Source organism: bacterium (assembly GCA_028821235.1).
Lineage (GTDB): Bacteria > Actinomycetota > Acidimicrobiia > Spongiisociales > Spongiisociaceae > Spongiisocius.
On record JAPPGV010000051.1, the window covers coordinates 1 to 18,009 of the forward strand.

The 18,009-nt window shown below is 64.4% G+C and carries 19 protein-coding genes; 14 read left to right on the plus strand and 5 right to left on the minus strand.

Features of this window, described 5'->3' with window-relative positions:
* The coding region (locus OXK16_05390; GenBank protein MDE0375380.1) for an N-6 DNA methylase at nt 1-1,874 on the minus strand (1,874 nt) is incomplete at its 3' end.
* An 879-nt stretch (nt 1,875-2,753) separates the two neighbouring features.
* Here OXK16_05390 and OXK16_05395 point away from each other — a divergent pair.
* The 5 genes from OXK16_05395 (at nt 2,754) to OXK16_05415 (ending at nt 7,983) form a co-directional block, all read left to right on the plus strand.
* Nucleotides 2,754-3,053 (plus strand): hypothetical protein, encoded by a 300-nt coding sequence (locus OXK16_05395; protein MDE0375381.1) that lies wholly within the window; start codon nt 2,754-2,756, stop codon nt 3,051-3,053.
* Nucleotides 3,054-3,139: 86 nt separating this feature from the next.
* Nucleotides 3,140-4,453 (plus strand): ABC transporter substrate-binding protein, encoded by a 1,314-nt coding sequence (locus OXK16_05400; GenBank protein ID MDE0375382.1) that lies wholly within the window; start codon nt 3,140-3,142, stop codon nt 4,451-4,453.
* A gap of 149 nt (nt 4,454-4,602) precedes the next feature.
* On the plus strand, nt 4,603-5,484 hold the full coding sequence (locus OXK16_05405; GenBank protein ID MDE0375383.1) for a branched-chain amino acid ABC transporter permease: 882 nt from the start codon (nt 4,603-4,605) through the stop codon (nt 5,482-5,484).
* Nucleotides 5,485-5,510: 26 nt separating this feature from the next.
* A complete protein-coding gene (locus OXK16_05410; GenBank protein ID MDE0375384.1) occupies nt 5,511-7,286 on the plus strand; it encodes an ATP-binding cassette domain-containing protein in 1,776 nt (591 codons plus the stop codon).
* Nucleotides 7,270-7,983: an ABC transporter ATP-binding protein gene (locus OXK16_05415; protein ID MDE0375385.1), complete on the plus strand. Its 714-nt coding sequence runs from the start codon at nt 7,270-7,272 to the stop codon at nt 7,981-7,983. Before OXK16_05410 ends, OXK16_05415 begins: the two co-directional genes overlap by 17 nt.
* Nucleotides 7,984-8,045: 62 nt before the next feature.
* Here the strand turns inward: OXK16_05415 and OXK16_05420 are convergent, their stop codons facing one another.
* Entirely contained in the window at nt 8,046-8,663 is a 618-nt protein-coding gene (locus OXK16_05420; GenBank protein ID MDE0375386.1) for a TetR/AcrR family transcriptional regulator, read from the minus strand.
* A 163-nt stretch (nt 8,664-8,826) separates the two neighbouring features.
* On the opposite strand from OXK16_05420, the gene OXK16_05425 reads away from it, so the two are divergent.
* The 5 genes from OXK16_05425 to OXK16_05445 are packed head-to-tail and all read left to right on the plus strand — an operon-like array spanning nt 8,827 to nt 12,655.
* Nucleotides 8,827-9,414 (plus strand): alpha/beta hydrolase, encoded by a 588-nt coding sequence (locus OXK16_05425; protein ID MDE0375387.1) that lies wholly within the window; start codon nt 8,827-8,829, stop codon nt 9,412-9,414.
* Nucleotides 9,411-10,424 carry an LLM class flavin-dependent oxidoreductase gene (locus OXK16_05430; GenBank protein ID MDE0375388.1) on the plus strand — a complete coding sequence of 338 codons (1,014 nt, stop codon included), beginning with the start codon at nt 9,411-9,413 and terminating at the stop codon, nt 10,422-10,424. Before OXK16_05425 ends, OXK16_05430 begins: the two co-directional genes overlap by 4 nt.
* Nucleotides 10,424-11,062 carry an SDR family oxidoreductase gene (locus OXK16_05435; protein ID MDE0375389.1) on the plus strand — a complete coding sequence of 213 codons (639 nt, stop codon included), beginning with the start codon at nt 10,424-10,426 and terminating at the stop codon, nt 11,060-11,062. The genes OXK16_05430 and OXK16_05435 overlap by 1 nt, the downstream gene beginning before the upstream one ends.
* Nucleotides 11,055-12,425, plus strand: coding sequence for an amidase (locus OXK16_05440; GenBank protein ID MDE0375390.1), 1,371 nt, complete (start codon nt 11,055-11,057; stop codon nt 12,423-12,425). The genes OXK16_05435 and OXK16_05440 overlap by 8 nt, the downstream gene beginning before the upstream one ends.
* Before the next feature lie 5 nt (nt 12,426-12,430).
* Nucleotides 12,431-12,655 (plus strand): enoyl-CoA hydratase-related protein, encoded by a 225-nt coding sequence (locus tag OXK16_05445; protein ID MDE0375391.1) that lies wholly within the window; start codon nt 12,431-12,433, stop codon nt 12,653-12,655.
* A 91-nt stretch (nt 12,656-12,746) separates the two neighbouring features.
* Here the strand turns inward: OXK16_05445 and OXK16_05450 are convergent, their stop codons facing one another.
* On the minus strand, nt 12,747-12,926 hold the full coding sequence (locus tag OXK16_05450) for a hypothetical protein (protein ID MDE0375392.1): 180 nt from the start codon (nt 12,924-12,926) through the stop codon (nt 12,747-12,749).
* On the opposite strand from OXK16_05450, the gene OXK16_05455 reads away from it, so the two are divergent.
* The 4 genes from OXK16_05455 to OXK16_05470 all read left to right on the plus strand — a co-directional run bounded on the left by OXK16_05455 (nt 12,843) and on the right by OXK16_05470 (nt 15,945).
* The gene (locus OXK16_05455) at nt 12,843-13,055 is read left to right on the plus strand and encodes a MaoC/PaaZ C-terminal domain-containing protein (GenBank protein ID MDE0375393.1); all 213 of its coding nucleotides are present in this window, start codon (nt 12,843-12,845) and stop codon (nt 13,053-13,055) included. The genes OXK16_05450 and OXK16_05455 overlap by 84 nt on opposite strands.
* Before the next feature lie 432 nt (nt 13,056-13,487).
* Entirely contained in the window at nt 13,488-13,829 is a 342-nt protein-coding gene (locus OXK16_05460; GenBank protein MDE0375394.1) for a hypothetical protein, read from the plus strand.
* A 225-nt stretch (nt 13,830-14,054) separates the two neighbouring features.
* Nucleotides 14,055-14,783 carry a hypothetical protein gene (locus tag OXK16_05465; protein MDE0375395.1) on the plus strand — a complete coding sequence of 243 codons (729 nt, stop codon included), beginning with the start codon at nt 14,055-14,057 and terminating at the stop codon, nt 14,781-14,783.
* A 106-nt stretch (nt 14,784-14,889) separates the two neighbouring features.
* The gene (locus OXK16_05470) at nt 14,890-15,945 is read left to right on the plus strand and encodes a leucine dehydrogenase (protein MDE0375396.1); all 1,056 of its coding nucleotides are present in this window, start codon (nt 14,890-14,892) and stop codon (nt 15,943-15,945) included.
* A 38-nt stretch (nt 15,946-15,983) separates the two neighbouring features.
* On the opposite strand, the gene OXK16_05475 is transcribed toward OXK16_05470, so the two are convergent.
* Both OXK16_05475 and OXK16_05480 read right to left on the minus strand, forming a co-directional pair.
* Entirely contained in the window at nt 15,984-17,822 is a 1,839-nt protein-coding gene (locus OXK16_05475) for an ABC transporter ATP-binding protein (GenBank protein MDE0375397.1), read from the minus strand.
* Nucleotides 17,819-18,009, minus strand: a 191-nt coding sequence (locus OXK16_05480; protein MDE0375398.1) for a hypothetical protein, incomplete at its 5' end; no start/stop codon positions are given. The genes OXK16_05480 and OXK16_05475, both read right to left, overlap by 4 nt.

An 18,009-nucleotide genomic window follows, 5' to 3' on the forward strand; every position in this document is an offset into this window, starting at 1 on the left:
GCCGGCCTCGATATACTCAAGTAAAACGCTCTCCGGTAAACCCGGGGCAGTTCAATGTCCTGGTTGGTGGCTTGCTTGCCACCAACCCAGATTTGGTGTGCTTCGCTGAGGCTGCGTAGCTTCTGGCGCATCATGTGGACCGTCTTGTTGTAGGTCAGCCACGGCGGGTTCCCGACGATCACGTCCACCTTGGTTTCGGATATGGCGATCGGTCGGAGCAGGTTGCGGGTGTAGTAGGCCCACACATGGTTTCGGCCCTCGCTGTGAAGGGCCACAAGGACTCTGACCGTGTCAGCCATGGCATCCCTCTCGCCTTCGGTCAGGTCGTGGTCGTGGAGGACGGGGAGTGGGTTGTCACCTGCGTGGATCACTTCGGCGATCTTGGTCATGACCGGATCGAACTTCTCGGGCTTTGCTAAGAGGCTTCGAGGGAACCGCAACTCACGGTTGCGGGGGTCGCCGGTCACCGAGACAGTGATCTCTGTCTGGTCGAGTAGAGAGTCCCGGTCATAGAGGAGCTGAAGCGAATCTCCCAGATACACAGGTATCGACACGTCGACGTTGCCAGCGTCGGTAGTCTGCGCCCCGATGATGATCTCCCGTGCTGCTATCACCCAGGCCGCACGGGCGAGGTGTACAGCTACGGGGTGCACATCGATGCCGATCACCTGTCGCTGTAGCTTGGTCAGCGTCCGGGAAGGGTCGCATCCGGCCGCCGCCGCTGAGGCGATCAAATGTCGGATAGCTTCGACCAAGAACGCTCCCGACCCACACGCCGGGTCCAACACCGATGACTCAAGCGGGTCGGTGACTGCAGTTCGGACGATCTCGGCCGCCAGCCAGTCCGGCGTGTAATACTCGCCTAGCTGTTTGCGTTCCTCAGCTGGGATGACCGTCTGATACAAGACCGACACCAGCGTTGCTGACGTGTCTTCCTCCTCCGATGGTATGTGCCAGTCGAAGCTGGCGACATGCTGGGCGATGCTGCGTAGCGTGTCCTCAGCGTTGTCGAACTCGACGACCCAAGAGAAGAAGTCCGACTCCACCACATTTGCTAGACCCGTCCTCTCACGGAATGTAGTACCCAGCACCAGATCGAACGGGTCGTGGTGGGCTCGCTCGGCGACGTCCAACCCGAACACCGCCTGGGTGATCATGCCGACCACCGAAACCAGATAGGTGTGACGCACGTACAGGTCGTCGAGGTCAACGCCAGCAACCTCACCGAGGGCTACCCCCAACAGCATCTCCCACAGTTCCCGCTTGACACGGACGCTCGGGTTATCCTGCGCAGCCTCGTACAGTCTTCTGATAGCAGCAATATGGCGGTCTCTCGATGGCGAGTCCGGACCGAACTCAAGGCGAAGATGCTCCGGGCTACAGGACCGGATGCGCGGTTTCATGAAAACATGACCCTGCAGCCAGGCGAACAGCCCGTACCAGTCGGCGGCTTTTCGGAGTGTGAACTGGTACGGCTCGCCCCGTAGCCTCCCCTCGACATCGGCGACGGTGCGCAGGAACCAGTGCTTGCCATCAGTCAACAAACCGACAGCCGACAGATTGCCCGACTCTCCCACGTATCTGTCGATCTGATCGAGGTTGCTCGGGTCCGGTACCGAACCGTCAGCATGGGTACCGACCCGCTGTTTCACCTCAACGAGTATGGCCTTGTCAGGAACCGCCAGATCCACCCGGAGGGCAGACCCCGGCCGAGGGGGATGCTCCTCCTTGATCTCATCCGAGGTGGCCAGGCCGCCAATAACAAGAAAGTCCCGGACAGCCGACGTCACATCGGCCTCCGTCGCGAACTCGCTGTAACGCGAGAGGAGATTGCCAGCCGCAGAGGCATACGGCGCAGGGTTGCCAAGATCCAAATGTGCTACCACATAAACCCCATCCAGGCGGACTGTAATAGCACGGACAGCAACTGCTGGGGCGGGACGCCTTGATCAAGCCCCCGTAACCTGCCGGCTACACACGGTGCGTTACGAAGCCCAACCGCCGACTGTATGTGACTGCTGATCGCCATCAGCAGTGAGGTCGTAGCGGCTGGTAAACTCTGGAGGTCTTACGCGGCCCACCCGGACAACCATATTGACGATCATGGCCCACCGCGCATCCGCCCTGCGTTTCCCGTATCGCCCTGTGATGATCTCACGTCGAACAGGCTCCGGCTACGCGAAGCGTACTGTGGGCCAGATTGTGGGATGACCAGACCAGAAACTACGATTTACCTGGAATTTTACGCGGTCTTTTAATCCGAAGGTCGCGGGTTCGATTCCCGCCGGGCCCACGATGTTTCCATCCGGGGGAGCAATTCCGGGTCTTGAGCAACTCCCAGAGAACCAGCAGTCTCGGGGAATGCCGGTTATCACCCGACAACCGGATTGTACGCAATAGGAGCATCATGACTCCCCGCACCAGCAACAGCAACCCAGCCCCACAAGTCGCGCAGCATCTGAGAACACACCGTAGGCCGCTCTCGACGCGCCTCACTAAGGGAATGGCTCGAATACCAGAGCCATTCGGGCGGGAGGTGCTCAATGCCGGTCAGACGAGCACCACCGAGGCAGTCACTGCATTCACTGGCGGTTGATGTCAGTAGTCCGGTCCACGTCGAGCAAAAAAAGCCGATGTCAGTCTCGAGGATTTGCGATTGTCGAGATAGATCCCGTCGAGCCTGCCGGCCACCGCAGGGGCTTCGGATCAGGCCTCTGAACAGGAAGAGGTTGTGATCAAAGTCGAACTCGGCAATGTCACCAAGATCTTTTGGCGGCGATCCCGGCGGAGAGGCGCTTCCGGCTGCCGCATCATTGCTCGAGAACTTCGAATTGGATCCGCTTGCAGTGGCCGTTCAAGCGGTCGCCATCGACGCCGGCGCCAACTCCGACGCCGAGATCGCAGCCGCGGCCGCCGAGTGGATCCCAGCCAACCGTGACAAGATCGGTCCGTGGATCGAGGCCGCGCCCTACGGTGAGATTCACAAAAGCGATATCGCTCTTTTGACAGGTCGGATGGGGCCGCCTATCGTCGGATTCCGGTCGGTGCCTTAGGTCTCCGCCGGGTCTTGGCAGTCCAAGGAGTGACCATGTACATGATCCGACCCGATAAGGGAGCGATGGTTCGCGGATTGCGCTTGTTGCCCGCGCTAGTCACGATTCTGAGCCTCGTAGCGGCCGCATGCGGCGATGGCTCGTCAGGTGACTCTGCTCCAGAGACCGCGCCCACGACCGCGGCTACGACCGCTGCTACGACCGCGGCTACGACCGCGGCCGTGACGGAGGCCGTGGAGGCTCCCGTGGACGATCGCAATTGCGTCGATGAGGTGGTCATCGGCACCGTGTGGCCCATGTCAGGAACGTTCAGTTTCGTCGGCGACGCCGAGATCGCCGGGGCGACCAAGGCGGTGGATGACATCAACGCGGCGGGCGGAATCGAGTCGCTGTGCGGGGCCTCGTTGCGGCTGGCGGTTTACGACGCGGGCGGCTCCGCCGAGGAGGCGGCCACCGCTGTTGAGCGACTCCTGGACGACGAGCCCGGCGTGTCGGCCATCGCCGGTTCCTGGCTGTCGTCGTTCAGCCTGGCCGCGACCGAGGTGAGCGAGCGAGCGGGGATCCCGTTCGTCACTGAGAGCTTCGCCGACTCCGTAACTGACCGTGAGGGCTTCAGCCATGTGTTCGGCTACTCGCCTCCGGCGTCGGCCATCAAGGGCCTGATACTCGAGGCCATCCAGCCCGGCCTGGACCAGGCGGGGATCACGATGGAGACCGTGGCGGTGGTGGGTTCCACATCGGCTGCAGCCGTGCCGCTGCAGGAAGCCCTGTTGGCCGAGTTCAGCGAGCGAGGGATCGAGGTCGCAGTTACCGACACCTGGGCGCCGGGTGGCCTCGACGACCCCTCGGGCGTGGCAACCAAGATCGCCAACGCCGACGTCGACGTCATCTTCAACATCGCATTCGCATTCAGCGATGTGAGCGGACTCCAGAACGAGTTGATCGCCCGCGGCGTCACCGCACCGGTCGTCCAGAACGGCGGACAGGGGCTACTGCCCGCATGGGCAGACCTCGGTCCGGAGGTGGCCGGGCTGTCGACGTTCGTGTATGCCAATCCCCTCGCCGGCAGTGACGCGTTCCCCGAGCTGGCCGCCGCGATCGACCAGCCCTACGCCCGCCAGGACCACATCGGCGGCTACTTCGTGATACAGCTCATCGCGGCTGTGCTCGAACAGGCCGGCGATCCATCCCCGGCCGCGGTTACCGAGGCGTTCAGCTCCATCAGGCTGACCGAAGGCGTCGCCGTCGACCTCATGCCGACGTCGGAGATCAGCTTCAGCGAAACCGGCCGCATCGACCAGCACTTCGGTGTACTGGCACAATGGCAGGAGGTTGACGGGAGGCTGATCCCGTGCACCGTCTATCCGGTCGAGTTCGCGGTTTGCCAACCGGTTTGGTAGCGACGGAGGACCTGTCCTCACCGGGACCGGACGCGGGCTCTGGCCGCGAGAAGTAGCCTCAGCAGTTAGCGACGGCAAACCGTGCGGGGGCGGTGAGAGCTTGAGGCGTAGGCACCGAGAGCGACCTGCGCAGGGTGCCTGCTGAGGCGATGGTCGAGTTTCTGCAGTTCCTTGTTCCCGGGATCCTGATCGGCGGCGTCTACGCCCTGCTGGCGTCAGGCCTCGGGCTGATCTTCGGCGTGATGCGCGTGGTGAACTTCGCGCAGGCCGACTTCATGATGCTCGCCATGTACCTCTCATGGGCGCTGTTCGCGGGCGGTGTCGGCTTGGACCCGTTCCTGGCGGTGCCCGCCGTCTTCTTGGTGTTCCTGCTGTTGGGGATGGCGGTCCACTGGCTCTTCATCCGCTTTGTGATCGGCCGGCGTGAGAATCACGATGCTCAAGTGATACTCACCATCGGACTGGGCCTGATCTTCCAGAATCTCATCCTGATCAGGTACTCGTCGGAGCCGCGGGTGGTCGCGCCGTCCTACGCCAATGCGGGCGACTTTATCGGCGACATATTCATCAGCCGAGTACGTCTCTACGCCTTCCTCCTCTCGGTTCTGGTCGCAGCGCTCGTCTTCCTGTTCCTCAACCGGTCCGCCACCGGGCGGGCCATTCGGGCGGCGTCGGAGAACTGGGAGGCAGCGACATACATGGGCGTCGACATCGATCGCACGAACCGTATCGCGTTCGGAGTTGGCGTGGCGCTCACCGCGGTGGGCGGTTCGGCCCTCGTGACGTTCCAGAGCATCACGCCGTTCGTGGGGCTCCGGTTCGTGGTCGTCATGTTCGCAGCGGTGGTGCTTGGCGGCCTCGGCAGTGTCAGGGGTGCCTTTGTGGGGGGCGTGCTCATCGGGGTCATCCAGTCCGTGTCGCAGGTGTGGACTTCGGCTGCGGTGAAGAACGTCTGGGTGTTCGCTCTGTTTCTGCTCATCCTCTACGTGCGGCCCAACGGCCTGTTCGGTAAGGCCCAACGGGCCATCTGATGCGGCGCCTGGTTCCATTCATAGTATTGGTAGTCGTAGTCGCTGCCCTCAACGGCTGGCTCGAGCAGCGGTTCTACGTGAGGGTGCTCACCTTGACGGTCGTCTGGGCGCTCGCCGGCGTGGCCTGGAATCTGGTGGCCAAGGCCGGGCAGATCTCGCTCGGCCACAGCGCGTTCGTCGGCATCGGCGCGTACGGATTCACGATCCTGCTGCGAGGCGGCGGCACCTCGCCATGGATCGGCATGGCCGTCGGCATGGGAGTCGCCGCGGTGGTGGCGCTTGCCATCGGCCTGCCCACCTTCCGGCTCAGGGGGTTCTACTTCACCCTTGCCACCATCTCCTTCCCGCTCATCATGGAACTGTTGGTGTCCCACTACGGGGATCCCGAACTCACGGTTCCGTTCCACCCCGAGAACGAGTGGAGGTTCATGGAATTCTCCGATCCCCACACCTACGTTTGGGTCGGCCTAGCGATGCTTGTCATTGCATTGATGATCAGCGAGTTGATCGATGTGACTTCGTTCGGATACGCCCTTCGTGCCGTTCGAGACAACGAAGTCCTAGCCCGGGCGGTGGGCATTCGTACTGTCGCATGGAAGACGGCGGCATTCATGATCTCGGCGGCGCTGTCGGCGGCCATGGCCGTGCTCTGGGTGAAGGCCGTCCTGCGGGTGACCGTCGCCGAGGAGGTCTTTGGCATTACCGTGGTGATCGTCATGCTGTCGGTGGCGTTCGTGGGCGGGGTGGGACAAACGTGGGGGCCGGTCGTCGGCGCGGCCTTCCTCATCCCGCTAGCGATGTTCCTGGACGATTCGATCGGCGAGTCCGTGCCCGGCGCGCAGGAGCTCGTCTACGCGGCGGCGCTGGTACTCGTCGCACTGCTGATACCGCGCGGAATCCTCCCGGCGATCGAGAGAGGCTGCCGCTGGGTCGCGACCCGCCCCGGTCGATCACCTCAGCCGGAAGGTCGGCCCCTTCTTGGGCGTCTCGCGGTACCTCCACAACGGCCGTCGCCGTTCTTGAGCATGTCGCGAAGACCCCTCCGGCCGAGGCTGCCGAGGCCGAGCGATGCGCCTGTGCTCGAGGTGGAGGGCATAGCCAAAAGCTTCGGCGCCAATCGCGTACTGTCCGACGTGGCCTTAAGGATCGATGCTGGCCGGCGTGTCGGCATCATCGGTCCCAACGGTGCGGGCAAGACGACACTTTTCAACATCATTACCGCCCACCTACGCGCCGATGCCGGACGAATCCTGTTCAAGGGGATGAAGGTGGATCGGATGCGCGCGCCGCGGCGCTACGAACTCGGCATGTCACGAACATTCCAAGTTCCCCAGGGTTTCCATCTCATGTCTCCGCTCGACAATGTCGTTGTGGCTGCGATCGGTGCCTCGATACCGCATCCGGTAGCCGCGTCGATGGCGATGCTCGATCGGGTCGGCCTCGCCGATAGCGCGCTCGGCGAGTTGAGCGCTCTCACCGCGGCCGAGATCAAGAGCCTCGAGCTGGCGCGGGCCATGGTGAGCGAGCCGGAGTTGCTGCTGCTCGACGAGCCACTCGCCGGCCTGAACGAAGCCGAACGAGCCCGCTTTTTCAGGACTGTCGACGAGCTGGTCACGCCGCAGACGGCGATCGTGGTGATCGAGCACTCGGTCCGGTCGCTGATTCAGTACGTAGAGTCGGTGGTCGCGCTCGATGAGGGCCGCGTCATCGTCCGAGGCCCACCGGCAGATGTCGTGTCGGACCCGCGCGTGATCAAGTCCTACCTCGGATCGAGATGGATGGAACATGTTAGAGATCAGTGACCTCCGTGCCAGCTACGACGGAGTCCCGGCCTTGCGCTCCATCGACTTCCAGGTTGGAGCGGGGGAGCGTGTGGCCATCCTGGGACCCAATGGCGCGGGCAAGACCACCCTGCTGAAGACGATCAGCGGCACCGTGGAGGTAGACGCGGGCACGATCCGCTTCGAAGGCCAGGATCTTCACTCTCAGCCGCCGCACAAACGCGTCGAGGCCGGAATCGTACACGTGCCTCAGGGGCGGATGATCTTTGCATCGATGACGGTGACCGACAATCTTCGGCTCGGCAGCCACCGCAGCGGCGCCCAGCACCGGCACGGCGAACGCCTCGATCTGGTGCTCGAGATCTTCCCTGCGCTGGCCGACATGCTCAACCGGGACGGAGGCGCGTTGTCGGGAGGCCAGCAGCAGATGCTGGCGGTTGCTCGCGGCGTGATGGCCTGCCCACGGCTGCTCATGCTCGACGAACCTTCGATGGGGCTGGCTCCTCGCGCCGCGGACAGCGTCTTCGAGGGCATCGCGCGGCTGCTCGAGAGCGAGACGACCGCAACGATCGTCGTGGAGCAACGCGCCCATGAGGCGCTCGAGATTTGTGAACGGGCCTACGTGCTCGAGTCCGGGGAGGTGGTCCTGGAGGCCTCGAACCGGGCCCTCCTGACCGACGAGAGGCTAGCTGCCGCTTATCTGGGCTCGGAGACATGAGGCGCCCGTCGGGCACCGCGCCGGTAGGGATCATCCTCGACCGCGCGGCGGGTTGGGTGTTGTCAGTCTGTGGAGGGACTCCCGTAGAAGGTGCGGTACCAGGCTCTGGTGACGATACGGGCTACCGTCTCCACGTCCACGGGCGCCGTGTTGAGGGCGGCGTGGGCGAATGTCGTGTAGGCGGTTTGCTCGACCAGGGAAGCCATCGCTCGGGCCACCGTGGCTGGATCAAGTCCGTCGAGTTGGACGCGTTCGTCGTTCTCGACTGCATGGACGAACCGGGCGACGTGGCGCTCGCGCATGGTCCACCAGATTGTGGTAAATCGCTCCTCGACCGTTGTCGCCTCGATGAATGCCCGCAGCACGCCGCTGTTGTCGCGGTAGTGCTGGAGGTATCCGAAGTTGGCTTCGAACAGGGCGGCCTCAGGGTCCTCGGCGATGGGTGTCGACGACCGGCTCCTCCGGAAGAGTTCCTCGTGGAGGTTCCGGATGACACTACGGAAGAGGTCCTCCTTGTTATCGAAATACCTGTACAGGCCTCCGAGGGAGAGTCCTGCCTGTATTGCGACATCGCTCATGCGGGCATCGACGTAGCCGTCCTTGGTGAAGACCTTCGACGCTGCGTCGAGGATCCCCTGTCGCGTCCGTTGGCCTTTTGGGGTGGTCGGCTTGGTGGCCATGGGCGCTCCCATCGTTTGCGGGCGTCTGTAGGTCGTGAGGCACATGACTGGGCCCCGTGTTGCGGTCCCTGTGCGGGTCGTCTCGAGCCTGCAAGCCCGCGACTAACGATGTTACCTCTCGTCCCTCCACCTAACAAAAAAGCGACATCAGTTTCTTACCATACTGAGCGATGACCACTCTGCCTTCCTGCGCGTCGTGACCGGCCCTGTCGCTGTCATCGGCTACTCACTGGGCGGCACCATCGGGCTCAAGGCTGCGTCCACACCAAGAACCCTGATCGGCCACCTGATAGCGGCCGCCACGTCATCGGTGGTCGGTTCGGCAGCGGCCGAGTTCTTCGCTCGTCGCATCGTCCAGATCGAGACCCGAGACTGGGACGGCTTCGCCGCCGGACTCCGCGATAACACGGCCCACCAGGTTGTCACCGCAACTGACATCGACGCACTCACCTCGAAGCGCCTAGACGCCGTCGGGGACGGCCGCGGCTACATCAACGCTGCCCGGGCGATGATAGGAACCCGCTCCGAGCCGTTGAACCCCCAGCTGAGGCAGATCGAGATTCCCGTGGACGTCATCGGGGCGGGCGGCGATGTATTCTGCCCGCGCCAGGCCGTCGACATCATCGTGGACAATGTCGACGACTACCGGTACCACGAGGTGGCCGGGGCCGGCTATCTGCTCTCCGTCGACCAACCCGACGCCTACGGCAAGCTGCTCGCGGAGCTCTTGCGCGAAGGGTGTACTGCATGAAGAAGCGCTACGGCATTTCCTTGGGAGTCAGTCCCCGAGAGCCTCTGAGCCGGACGGCCGAATTGGCGCGACGAATCGACCTCAGGGGTTTCGAGGCACTGTGGTATATCGACTTCCAGCTCGGAATGAAAGACGTGTATGCCGCCATGAACCTGGCAGCGCTGTCGACCGAGAAAGTGCTCATCGGGGCCGGTGTCACCAATCTGGTGACGCGTCACCCGACGGTGACCGCAAATGCCACCGCTGCGCTGGACGAGCTGTCCAACGGCCGCGCCGTGCTCGGTCTCGGAGCGGGTTGGTCTGCCGTGCTCGGCGCAGGCGGCACACCGTCCAGGCTCGGAGAGCTGCGGTCCGGGATCGATGAGTTCCGCCAACTCTTCAGCGGCGAGCCGTGCGACCTCTATGGCAGCCAGGTTCGCCTGGCCGCCGCCAAGCGGCAGGTTCCCATATTTTTGGCGGTCTCGCAGCCTGCCATGTTGCGGCTCGCCGGAGAAACCTGCGACGGAGCCGTGCTCATGGGAGCCGCAGATCCCGAATTCTGCTCATGGCAACTCGACCACATACACCAGGGGTTGGAGGCAGCCGGGCGCGACCGCAGGCAGCTGACCGTCGACCTGTTCGTCACCATGTCGGTGGGCGACGATGTGGAGAGCGCCACCGACGACGTGAGAGCATGGGCCACCAGCCAGGCGGCCACCTTCCACCAATGGAAGCGGATGCCGCCTGCTTGGGAGAGGTTCCGTCCCGAGTTCGCTCGGGCCGCGGAGCAATACGGCCTCGTCGACCACCTCTCGCTGCAGGCTGAGCACAAGCACACCGTGTCCGACGACTTCGTGAGATCGGTGGCGCTGGTGGGCGACCTCGACATGTGCGTTGACCGGCTCCGTCAGCTCTGGCGGCTCGACATCGACCGGATCACCTTCGCGCTGCTGTCCGGAGGGCGCGAGCAACGACTGGCACAGCTGGCCGACACCGTGATCGGCGCGGTCGAGGCAGGAGGAGGAAGCTGATGGCAGGAAACCGGCGCGTGGCAATGGTGACCGCGGCAGCCGGCGCCGGCATCGGAGCGGCGGTAGCGAGACGGCTCGCCAGCGACGGACTTGATGTCGTCGTCACCGACGCCCACCAGCGACGGTGCCGCGAGTTTGCCGGTGCACTGGCCGACGAGGTAGGGCGTGAGGTGACCAGCTACCACCTCGACGTCACCGACCACGATCAGGTGCTCAGCGTGATCTCAGAAGTCGCGGCTGCAAAGAACGGGCTCGATGTGCTGGTCAACAATGCGGGCTGGTCGAGGATCGAGCCGGTGGCCGAGATGTCTCTGGAAACCTGGCAGCGGTGCCTCGACGTCGACTTGACCGGCCCATTCGTATGCATGCGCTACGCGCTCGAAGCAATGATCCCCCGTGCCGGCGGCTCGATCATCAACATCTCCTCGATAGCGGCCTGGGAGATGTCCGCCGAGCATGGCGCCGCCTACTCCGCGCAGGAGTTCTTCGACAGCTACCTGTCCGACAAGGCGTTCCTGGGCCGTATGGGGCAGCCTGAGGATGTCGCGAGCATGGTGTCGTTCCTGGCGTCGGATAAGGCGGGCTACGTCACCGGTGAGGTGTTCACCGTCTCAGGAGGCGTGTCGGCTCGTGGATGAGGGACCACTGTGGTGGCCGGTGCACCGGCTTGTCGAGGCCTACAGCGGCGGCTCGCTGTCACCGGTAGAGGTCTCCGAGTTGGCGCAGGCCCGCCTAGCCCAGGTCAACCCCACCCTGCACGCCTTCGTTCTCGCCACCCCCGAGCTGGCCCACCGCCAGGCCGTCGCGGCCGAAGCGGCTTACCGGAACGGCAGCGCCGGTCCTCTCGCCGGTGTGCCTGTCTCGATCAAGGACGTCTTCCACATCAAGGGACACGTCACCACGCTCGGCTCCTTGGCCCACGCCAACGACGTGGCCCGACACGACTCCGGCGCGGTGCGCCGCATGCTCCGCGCGGGAGCGGTCGTGGTCGGCAAGACCAACGTGTCGGAATTCTGCCAGTCGGCGACTACGGATAACTTGCTGGGCCCCGACACCTCGAACCCCTATGACCCTTCTCGCACCGCCGGCGGGTCCAGCGGCGGCGCGGCGGCCGCTGTGGCTTCTGGTACCTGCACCCTGGGCCTCGGGTCCGACGGCGGAGGCTCGATCCGGATCCCGGCCTCGTTCTGCGGACTCGTGGGCTTCAAGCCCACCTACGGGACCATCGACGACCACGGGGGATTCCGAGCGTTCAGCCCGTTCATCTCCGTAGGGCCCCTCGCGCGCACCGCCGCCGACTCCCGCCGCCTGCACTCGGTGCTGTCCGCCAACTGCACCGGCACCCGAGACACTCAGGACGATCTGAGCCCGCGCCGTGTCGCTTGGTGCCCCAAGCCCGAAGGCCGCCCGATCGACGCCGACGTCGGCGATGTGTTGGCAGCCGCGGTTAGGCGACTGGCAGCCTGCGGCCACCACGTGAGTTCCGTGGACCTGGACCTGGGCGGCTGGGAGGAGATATTCGGCCCACTCGTGCTGGCCGAGGAGGGCGAACGCCGCGGTCACTTGCTTCGTGGTCCGCACGAGTTGACGTGGTACCAAAAGCGGTCTCTGATGGCGGCCGAGCAACTCGATCCAGGTGTTCTGGCAGCAGCACGCTTCGCCCTGGCCCAGTACCGGAAGCGGGTGGACCGCTACTTCTGCTCCTACGACGTGATCGCCACTCCCGCCACGGCCACCACCGCCTTCGAGTTGGGCTCCCGGCCCAGGACCATCGCTGGTGAGCCTGTGGGCCGGTTGTGGGGGGCCTTTCCGTTCGCGGCGCCCTTCAACGTCTCCGGACATCCAGCGGTGGTTCTGCCTGCCGGATTTGCCAACGGCCTCCCGGTTGCGATCCAGTTAGTGGGACGGTACGGGGGCGATACCGAGTTGCTGTCGCTCGTCGAGCAACTCGAGACCGAACTGGACCTGCGTCCCTTCGCCCGACTATCGCCCCGCTTGTGAATCCCGTGAGCGATGTCGTCAGCAGTGTCGATGGCTCAATCTGGCAGATCGAGGTCAACCGGCCGCAGCGTGCCAACGCCCTCCGGCGCCGGACGATTCGCCAAATCGAAGCGGTCTTGGACGCGGTCGAGACTCAAGGATCCGACGCAACCCGAGCGACAGGAGTGGTGCTGACCGGTGACCCCGAACGGTTTAGCGCAGGAGCGGATCTGCTCGAGTTGGCCGGCTGACGATCTTGGATTCGACGATGAACTCGAAGCGCTCTGCCGGCGTCTTACCCTGAGCCCGCTGCCGATGGTTGCGGCCGTCGAGGGTGCCTTGTTACGGTGCCGCCGTCGACTCGGCGTGGTCCTCGATGCCGTGGTGGTCTCGGACGAGGCGCGTCCCGTCCACATCGACCCGGTCGTAGCAGCCGGCATGGGACTCAATAGGCCCATCCTGCACGGCCTGGCCACAATGGGTATGACCGCTCGCGCCGTCGCCGCCGCGGTGGGCGCCCATCCGGCTAGCCTGTCGGCCGCTCAGGCGCGCTTTGCCAATCCCGTCTACCCGGCTGCGAGATGCATATTGCAGCCGAGATCGAGCGAAACGTGGCGCGGGTCGAGGTGTCTGTCGATGCGACAACCGTGATGTGAGGAACGTTCACTTTCTGATCCTCCCTCGGAACGATCCCCACAGATCCCGTGTCGGCTCTTCCCATGTGGGGGGTCGGTGCCGAGACGCATGGGGGAGTGGCCCGCTTATCGACAGAGGCGTATTAGATCTCGAGCACGCGAAGCAGCGACTTATCGAAGTATTTCGTGCGGTCTATGCTCCGAAGGTCGCGGGTTCGATTCCCGTCGGGCCTACATTCCCACTTCCTGGCACGGCGGTCGGGAATGTGCTGAGCCAGGGTTTATTGCAGACATCCTGGCGGGTGGAGCTGTGACATCTCGGCCGCAGCAGTTCCTGGAGCTAGCGATAGGCTCGATTGACCTTGGAAGGCTGGCGGTTGTGTATCTAACTGTTTCGGCAACAAGGTTTCGGTTCGTTGTTGGTGGTTACTAGTTGTCGGTGTCATCGTTGGTGTTGTGTCGTCGGCTACTCCTGCCGGAGCCCGATCTGGGGGGACCCTTCGAGGACAGAACCTTCCGACTCCGCAAGCCGATCACCCGGATGGACATGGCAGTCTTCATGACCCGAGCCTTCCCCCACATCGACAAGGTGGAAGATCCGGTCGGGGTCTTCGCCGACGTCCCGGAGGACAGCGTGCACGCCGGGGAGATAGAAGGAATCTACGCCGCAGGCGTAACTACCGGTTGCTGGCGAGACCCTCTCCGGTACTGCCTCGACCAACCAGTGCGCCGCGACCACATGGATTCATTCCTCATCCGAGCCCTGAGACCGCGAACTACAGGATTCTGAGCCTTCAGAGGCGGTCCGCAGTTCGTTACCGGTGTTCACGCCGACCACACAGTGTCTTGTGCAGTGGACTTCACATCGTCGACGCTACGATGACTTGCGGGAATGTAGGAGAGAACTATGCTGGACCTAGCCCTGAGAGCCCTGAAGTGATCTGAGGCTACCGTAGGTTTCAGCACGGGAACCTACGCACCGACAACGGGAATCAATGCTACGAAGGGGGCAAAAGTGACGCTGGCGAGACTGGGCAAGACCTCGGGATGGCTATTGGTCATAGGCCCTGTGGTAGATGTGATCGTTAGCAGTATTCGGCCAGGTAGTTTCCCTGGAGAAAACCCTGACGGAGTCCAAGCAGCAATGCAGGCCGCCATTCAAGCAATGGTGCCGGATAGTACGTTGGTAAGTCTGTTGACTTACATTGGATTCGTAGCCGCCTTTGGGATGCTGCTGGGGCTCTGGGGTGTCAAGGAAGTGATAGGCGACACGGGCAGTGAGGGGTACCTGAGGAAGGCCGGTCTCTTGCTCCTTACGATCGCATTGGCAGTGCGTACCGTGTCCCTTGCGATGAGCTTCTTGACATCTGTAACGCTCAGCTATTCACCGGCTGAAGGCATAGCATCGGGAGAGTCCATCGCTTCAGCCATCACGTTCACGGTGATAGGAGGGGCGGTCGGTCTCTTCGCGACGGTTCTTGCCCTAGTGGGTGTTGCCTTGTTTGCTATGTCCCTGATGAATGCCGACCTGATCGGTGCGGACAAACCCCTCGCGATCTGGTTGGGCGTGGCCCCAGCGATTGTCGGGTCTTTCTTCCTGTTCATAGCGACCTTCATAGAAGGCAGCCTCTTTACCCTCTACCTCTTGGGTAATCTCACTGTGTTCGTTCAAGTCGCCTGGGTCATCCTGCTAGGCGTAGCTTTCATCAGGAAGAGCGATTCCTTGGCCACCGCCAGCGTTTGATCAGCCACGGTGCGGGCGGTTTACGTGCCGTCCGGCGAAGCCGGTGTGACCGGCCGATCACCGGCACCGGTCGGGCAGAAGTTCATCTGGTCTGGTGCGGTAGGTGATGCTGGTCGTTGACCACCTGAATCGCCCCGGCCACGAGCAGGTGACCGTGTTCATCGACGCGGAAGCGGGCCTTGAGGCCATCGTGGCGATCCATGACACCACGCTGGGGCCGGCCTGCGGCGGGACCCGCATCTGGCCCTATGCGAGCGACGAAGAGGCGCTCGAGGACGTCCTGCTGCTGGCACGCGCCATGACCTACAAGTCGGCGGTGGCCGGCCTCGACATCGGCGGCGGCAAGGCGGTCATCATCGCCGATTCCCGCGCCGGCTTGAGCGAGGCCCTCCTACGGGCCTTCGGGCGTTGCCTCAACACCCTTGAGGGACGTTTCGTGACCACCGCGGACGTCGGAGGGACCGGCCGGGACATGGAGATCGTCAACCAGGAGACGGATCACGTGGTGGGCTTGCCGGTGTCCCAGGGGGGAAGCGGGGACAGCTCCATCATGAGCGGGTTGGGCCTCTACGTCGGCATGAAGGCCTGTGCCAAGGCGGTCTGGGGGAGCGACAGCCTCCGGGGCCGGCGGGTGGTCATGCAAGGGTTCGGAAAGGTTGGCACCCAAGCCGCCCGGCACTTGCTGGACGAGGGCGCCGAGGTGGTGGCGACCGCCCTTCACGACAGCACCCTGCGGAAGGCCCGGAGCATGGGCGCCGAGGTGGTGACACCGGAGGAGATCTACGACGTGGACTGCGACATCTTCTCTCCCTGTGCCCTGGGCGGCGTGATCAACCGCGACACCATCCCCCGCCTGACCTGCCGGATAGTGGCCGGCGCCGCCAACAACCAACTGGCTACCGCCGCCGATGGCGACGAGCTGCACCGGCGGGGCATCCTCTACGCCCCGGATTTCGTCATCAACGCGGGCGGCATCATCAACCTGTCCGTGGAGGTCGGCAGGTCCTACGACCCGGAGGTGGCCAGAACGAAGACGGAGGGAATCTACGAGGTGGTGGAGCAGATCATCCAAGTCTCGAGACACGAAGGCATGCCCACCACATGGGCCGCCAACCGGCTGGCCGAAGATCGTCTGGCCGCGGCCCGATCCGCTCGACCCTGACGTCCTGGGCTACGACCCGCTTCAAACCACCGGTGGGTCTAGCCCGAGCGGGTGGGGTGCTTGATGGTGCCTCGCTCCCATGCCTCGTGGAGATGCCGGTACGGTCCGGGCTCACCCACCAGCTGCCGGTGCGGGCCGTCCTGGACTATCCGGCCCAGATCGAAGACCAGCACCCGGTCGGCGGTCTCGGCCGTCGAGAGCCGGTGGGCGATGGTGATCACCGTGCGGCCCTCGGTAAGGCTGTCGAGGGCTCTCGATAACCTGACCTCGGTAGCCGGGTCAACGGCCGAGGTGGCCTCGTCCAGCACCAGCAGGTCGGGGTCGGCGATGGCGGCCCGGACCAGGGTGACCAGCTGTCGCTCGCCCACCGATAGGGACGACCCTCGTTCCCCGACCTGGGTGTCGAGCCCCTGACCGAGTTCGGACAGCCAGCCGGTCAGGCCCAGGCCCACGAAAGCTCGCTGGACCTCCGCCCGGTCCGCGCCGGGCTTGCCCATCTGGACGTTCTCGAGGATGGTCCCGCGGAAGAGCATCCCTTCCTGGGGCACCATGACGACCCGGTGGCGGAGGGAGGAGAACCGCACCCGGGTGATATCGACGCCACCCAGCAGCACCACTCCCTCCGAGGCGTCCATCAATCGGGTGGCCAGCTTGGCGAACGTGGTCTTGCCCGACCCGGTCTCGCCCACCACCGCCACGTGCGAGCGCGGGGCCAACTCCACCGACACACCCTCCAGAGCGGTGGTGCCGGTGGCATCGCGGGCGGCCTCGCCCGGTCTCGGGTAGCGGAAGGTAACCCCTACGAAGCGGATACCCAGCAAACTGGAGGGAATGTCGATGCCGTCAGAGCCCGGATCGGCCACGTCGGGGGGGATGTCGAGCACGTCCAGCACCCGCTTCCATCCGGCCGCCGCCCCTTGGGCCTCGTTGATGGCCTCGCCGAACAACTGGATGGGCACGATCATCAGCTGGACCAGGAACATGAAGGCCACCACCGTTCCGACCGAGGTGTCTCCCCCGACCGCCAGCACGGTGCCAACCACCAGCACGGCCGCAGTGACCGCCGAGGTGAGCAGTTCGCTCACGCCGGAGAAACCCGAGGTCATCCCACCGGCCCGGACCGCCGCCGCCCGGTGCTCCTCGATGACGTGGCCCAGGTCGGCGCGCACCCGATCCTCGATGCCGTAGGCGCGGATCACCGAGGCGCCGGCAACCGCCTCCGCCAGCGCGCCCAGCATCCGACCCACCTTCTCGCGCACCACCAGGTAGGCGGCCGCCAGCCGCTTCTGGAACCAGCGGATCGAGAAGAGGATCACCGGGAGCAGGGCCACCACGGTCAGGAAGAGCTGCCAGGAATAGATCGCCATCACCACCATGGCGAGGATCGCCTGGCCTCCGTTGACCAGGATCATCAGGCCGGCCCACTGCATGAACCGGCTTATCTGGTCGATGTCGGAGGTCACACGGGCCACCAGCACCCCCCGCTGCTCGGACGCCTGGTGGAGCATCGAGAGGTCGTGGATGTGCCGGAAGGCGCGGACGCGCAGGTTGGAAAGAGCCACCTCCGACGTGACCGCCAGCCGGAGATGCATCAGGCCGGTGGCGACGGCGGTGATCGCCACCGCTACGAGCGAGACGACCGCCATCCGGCCCACGAAGGTCATGTCCGCCCCGCCCTCGGCGAGCCCCCCGTCGAGGATCTGCTGGATCCCAACGGGGATGATGACCCGGCCCGCCGTGGCGACGGCCGCCAGCACGAAGGTGAACAGCATCCCGGTGCGGATCTCCGGCGACAGGCTCAGGCCTCGCTTGACGGTGGTCCAAGCCTCGGTGCTGCCGCGCTCCCGCGTCTCCTTGCGTTCCGTGCCGATGATCATGCTGTACCCACGTCGTAGGCGTTGATGAGGGCCGCATAGCTCGGTAGGCGGTCGTAGAGGTCTAAGTGGGAACCTCTAGCCACGACCCGGCCCCCTTCGATGTAGATCACCTCGTCCGCCAGCAGGATCGAGGTGCGGCGGTAGGCGACGATCACGACCGTGGTGTCGATCCTCCAGAGGCCGGCGA

Coding starts and splice junctions, on each gene's coding strand:
- OXK16_05395 (MDE0375381.1), top strand. CDS start 2,754: ATGTCACCAAGATCTTTTGGCGGCGATCCCGGCGGAGAGGCGCTTCCG.
- OXK16_05405 (MDE0375383.1), top strand. CDS start 4,603: ATGGTCGAGTTTCTGCAGTTCCTTGTTCCCGGGATCCTGATCGGCGGC.
- OXK16_05415 (MDE0375385.1), top strand. CDS start 7,270: ATGTTAGAGATCAGTGACCTCCGTGCCAGCTACGACGGAGTCCCGGCC.
- OXK16_05420 (MDE0375386.1), bottom strand. CDS start 8,663: ATGGCCACCAAGCCGACCACCCCAAAAGGCCAACGGACGCGACAGGGG.
- OXK16_05430 (MDE0375388.1), top strand. CDS start 9,411: ATGAAGAAGCGCTACGGCATTTCCTTGGGAGTCAGTCCCCGAGAGCCT.
- OXK16_05435 (MDE0375389.1), top strand. CDS start 10,424: ATGGCAGGAAACCGGCGCGTGGCAATGGTGACCGCGGCAGCCGGCGCC.
- OXK16_05455 (MDE0375393.1), top strand. CDS start 12,843: ATGGGACTCAATAGGCCCATCCTGCACGGCCTGGCCACAATGGGTATG.
- OXK16_05450 (MDE0375392.1), bottom strand. CDS start 12,926: ATGGGCGCCCACCGCGGCGGCGACGGCGCGAGCGGTCATACCCATTGT.
- OXK16_05470 (MDE0375396.1), top strand. CDS start 14,890: ATGCTGGTCGTTGACCACCTGAATCGCCCCGGCCACGAGCAGGTGACC.
- OXK16_05475 (MDE0375397.1), bottom strand. CDS start 17,822: ATGATCATCGGCACGGAACGCAAGGAGACGCGGGAGCGCGGCAGCACC.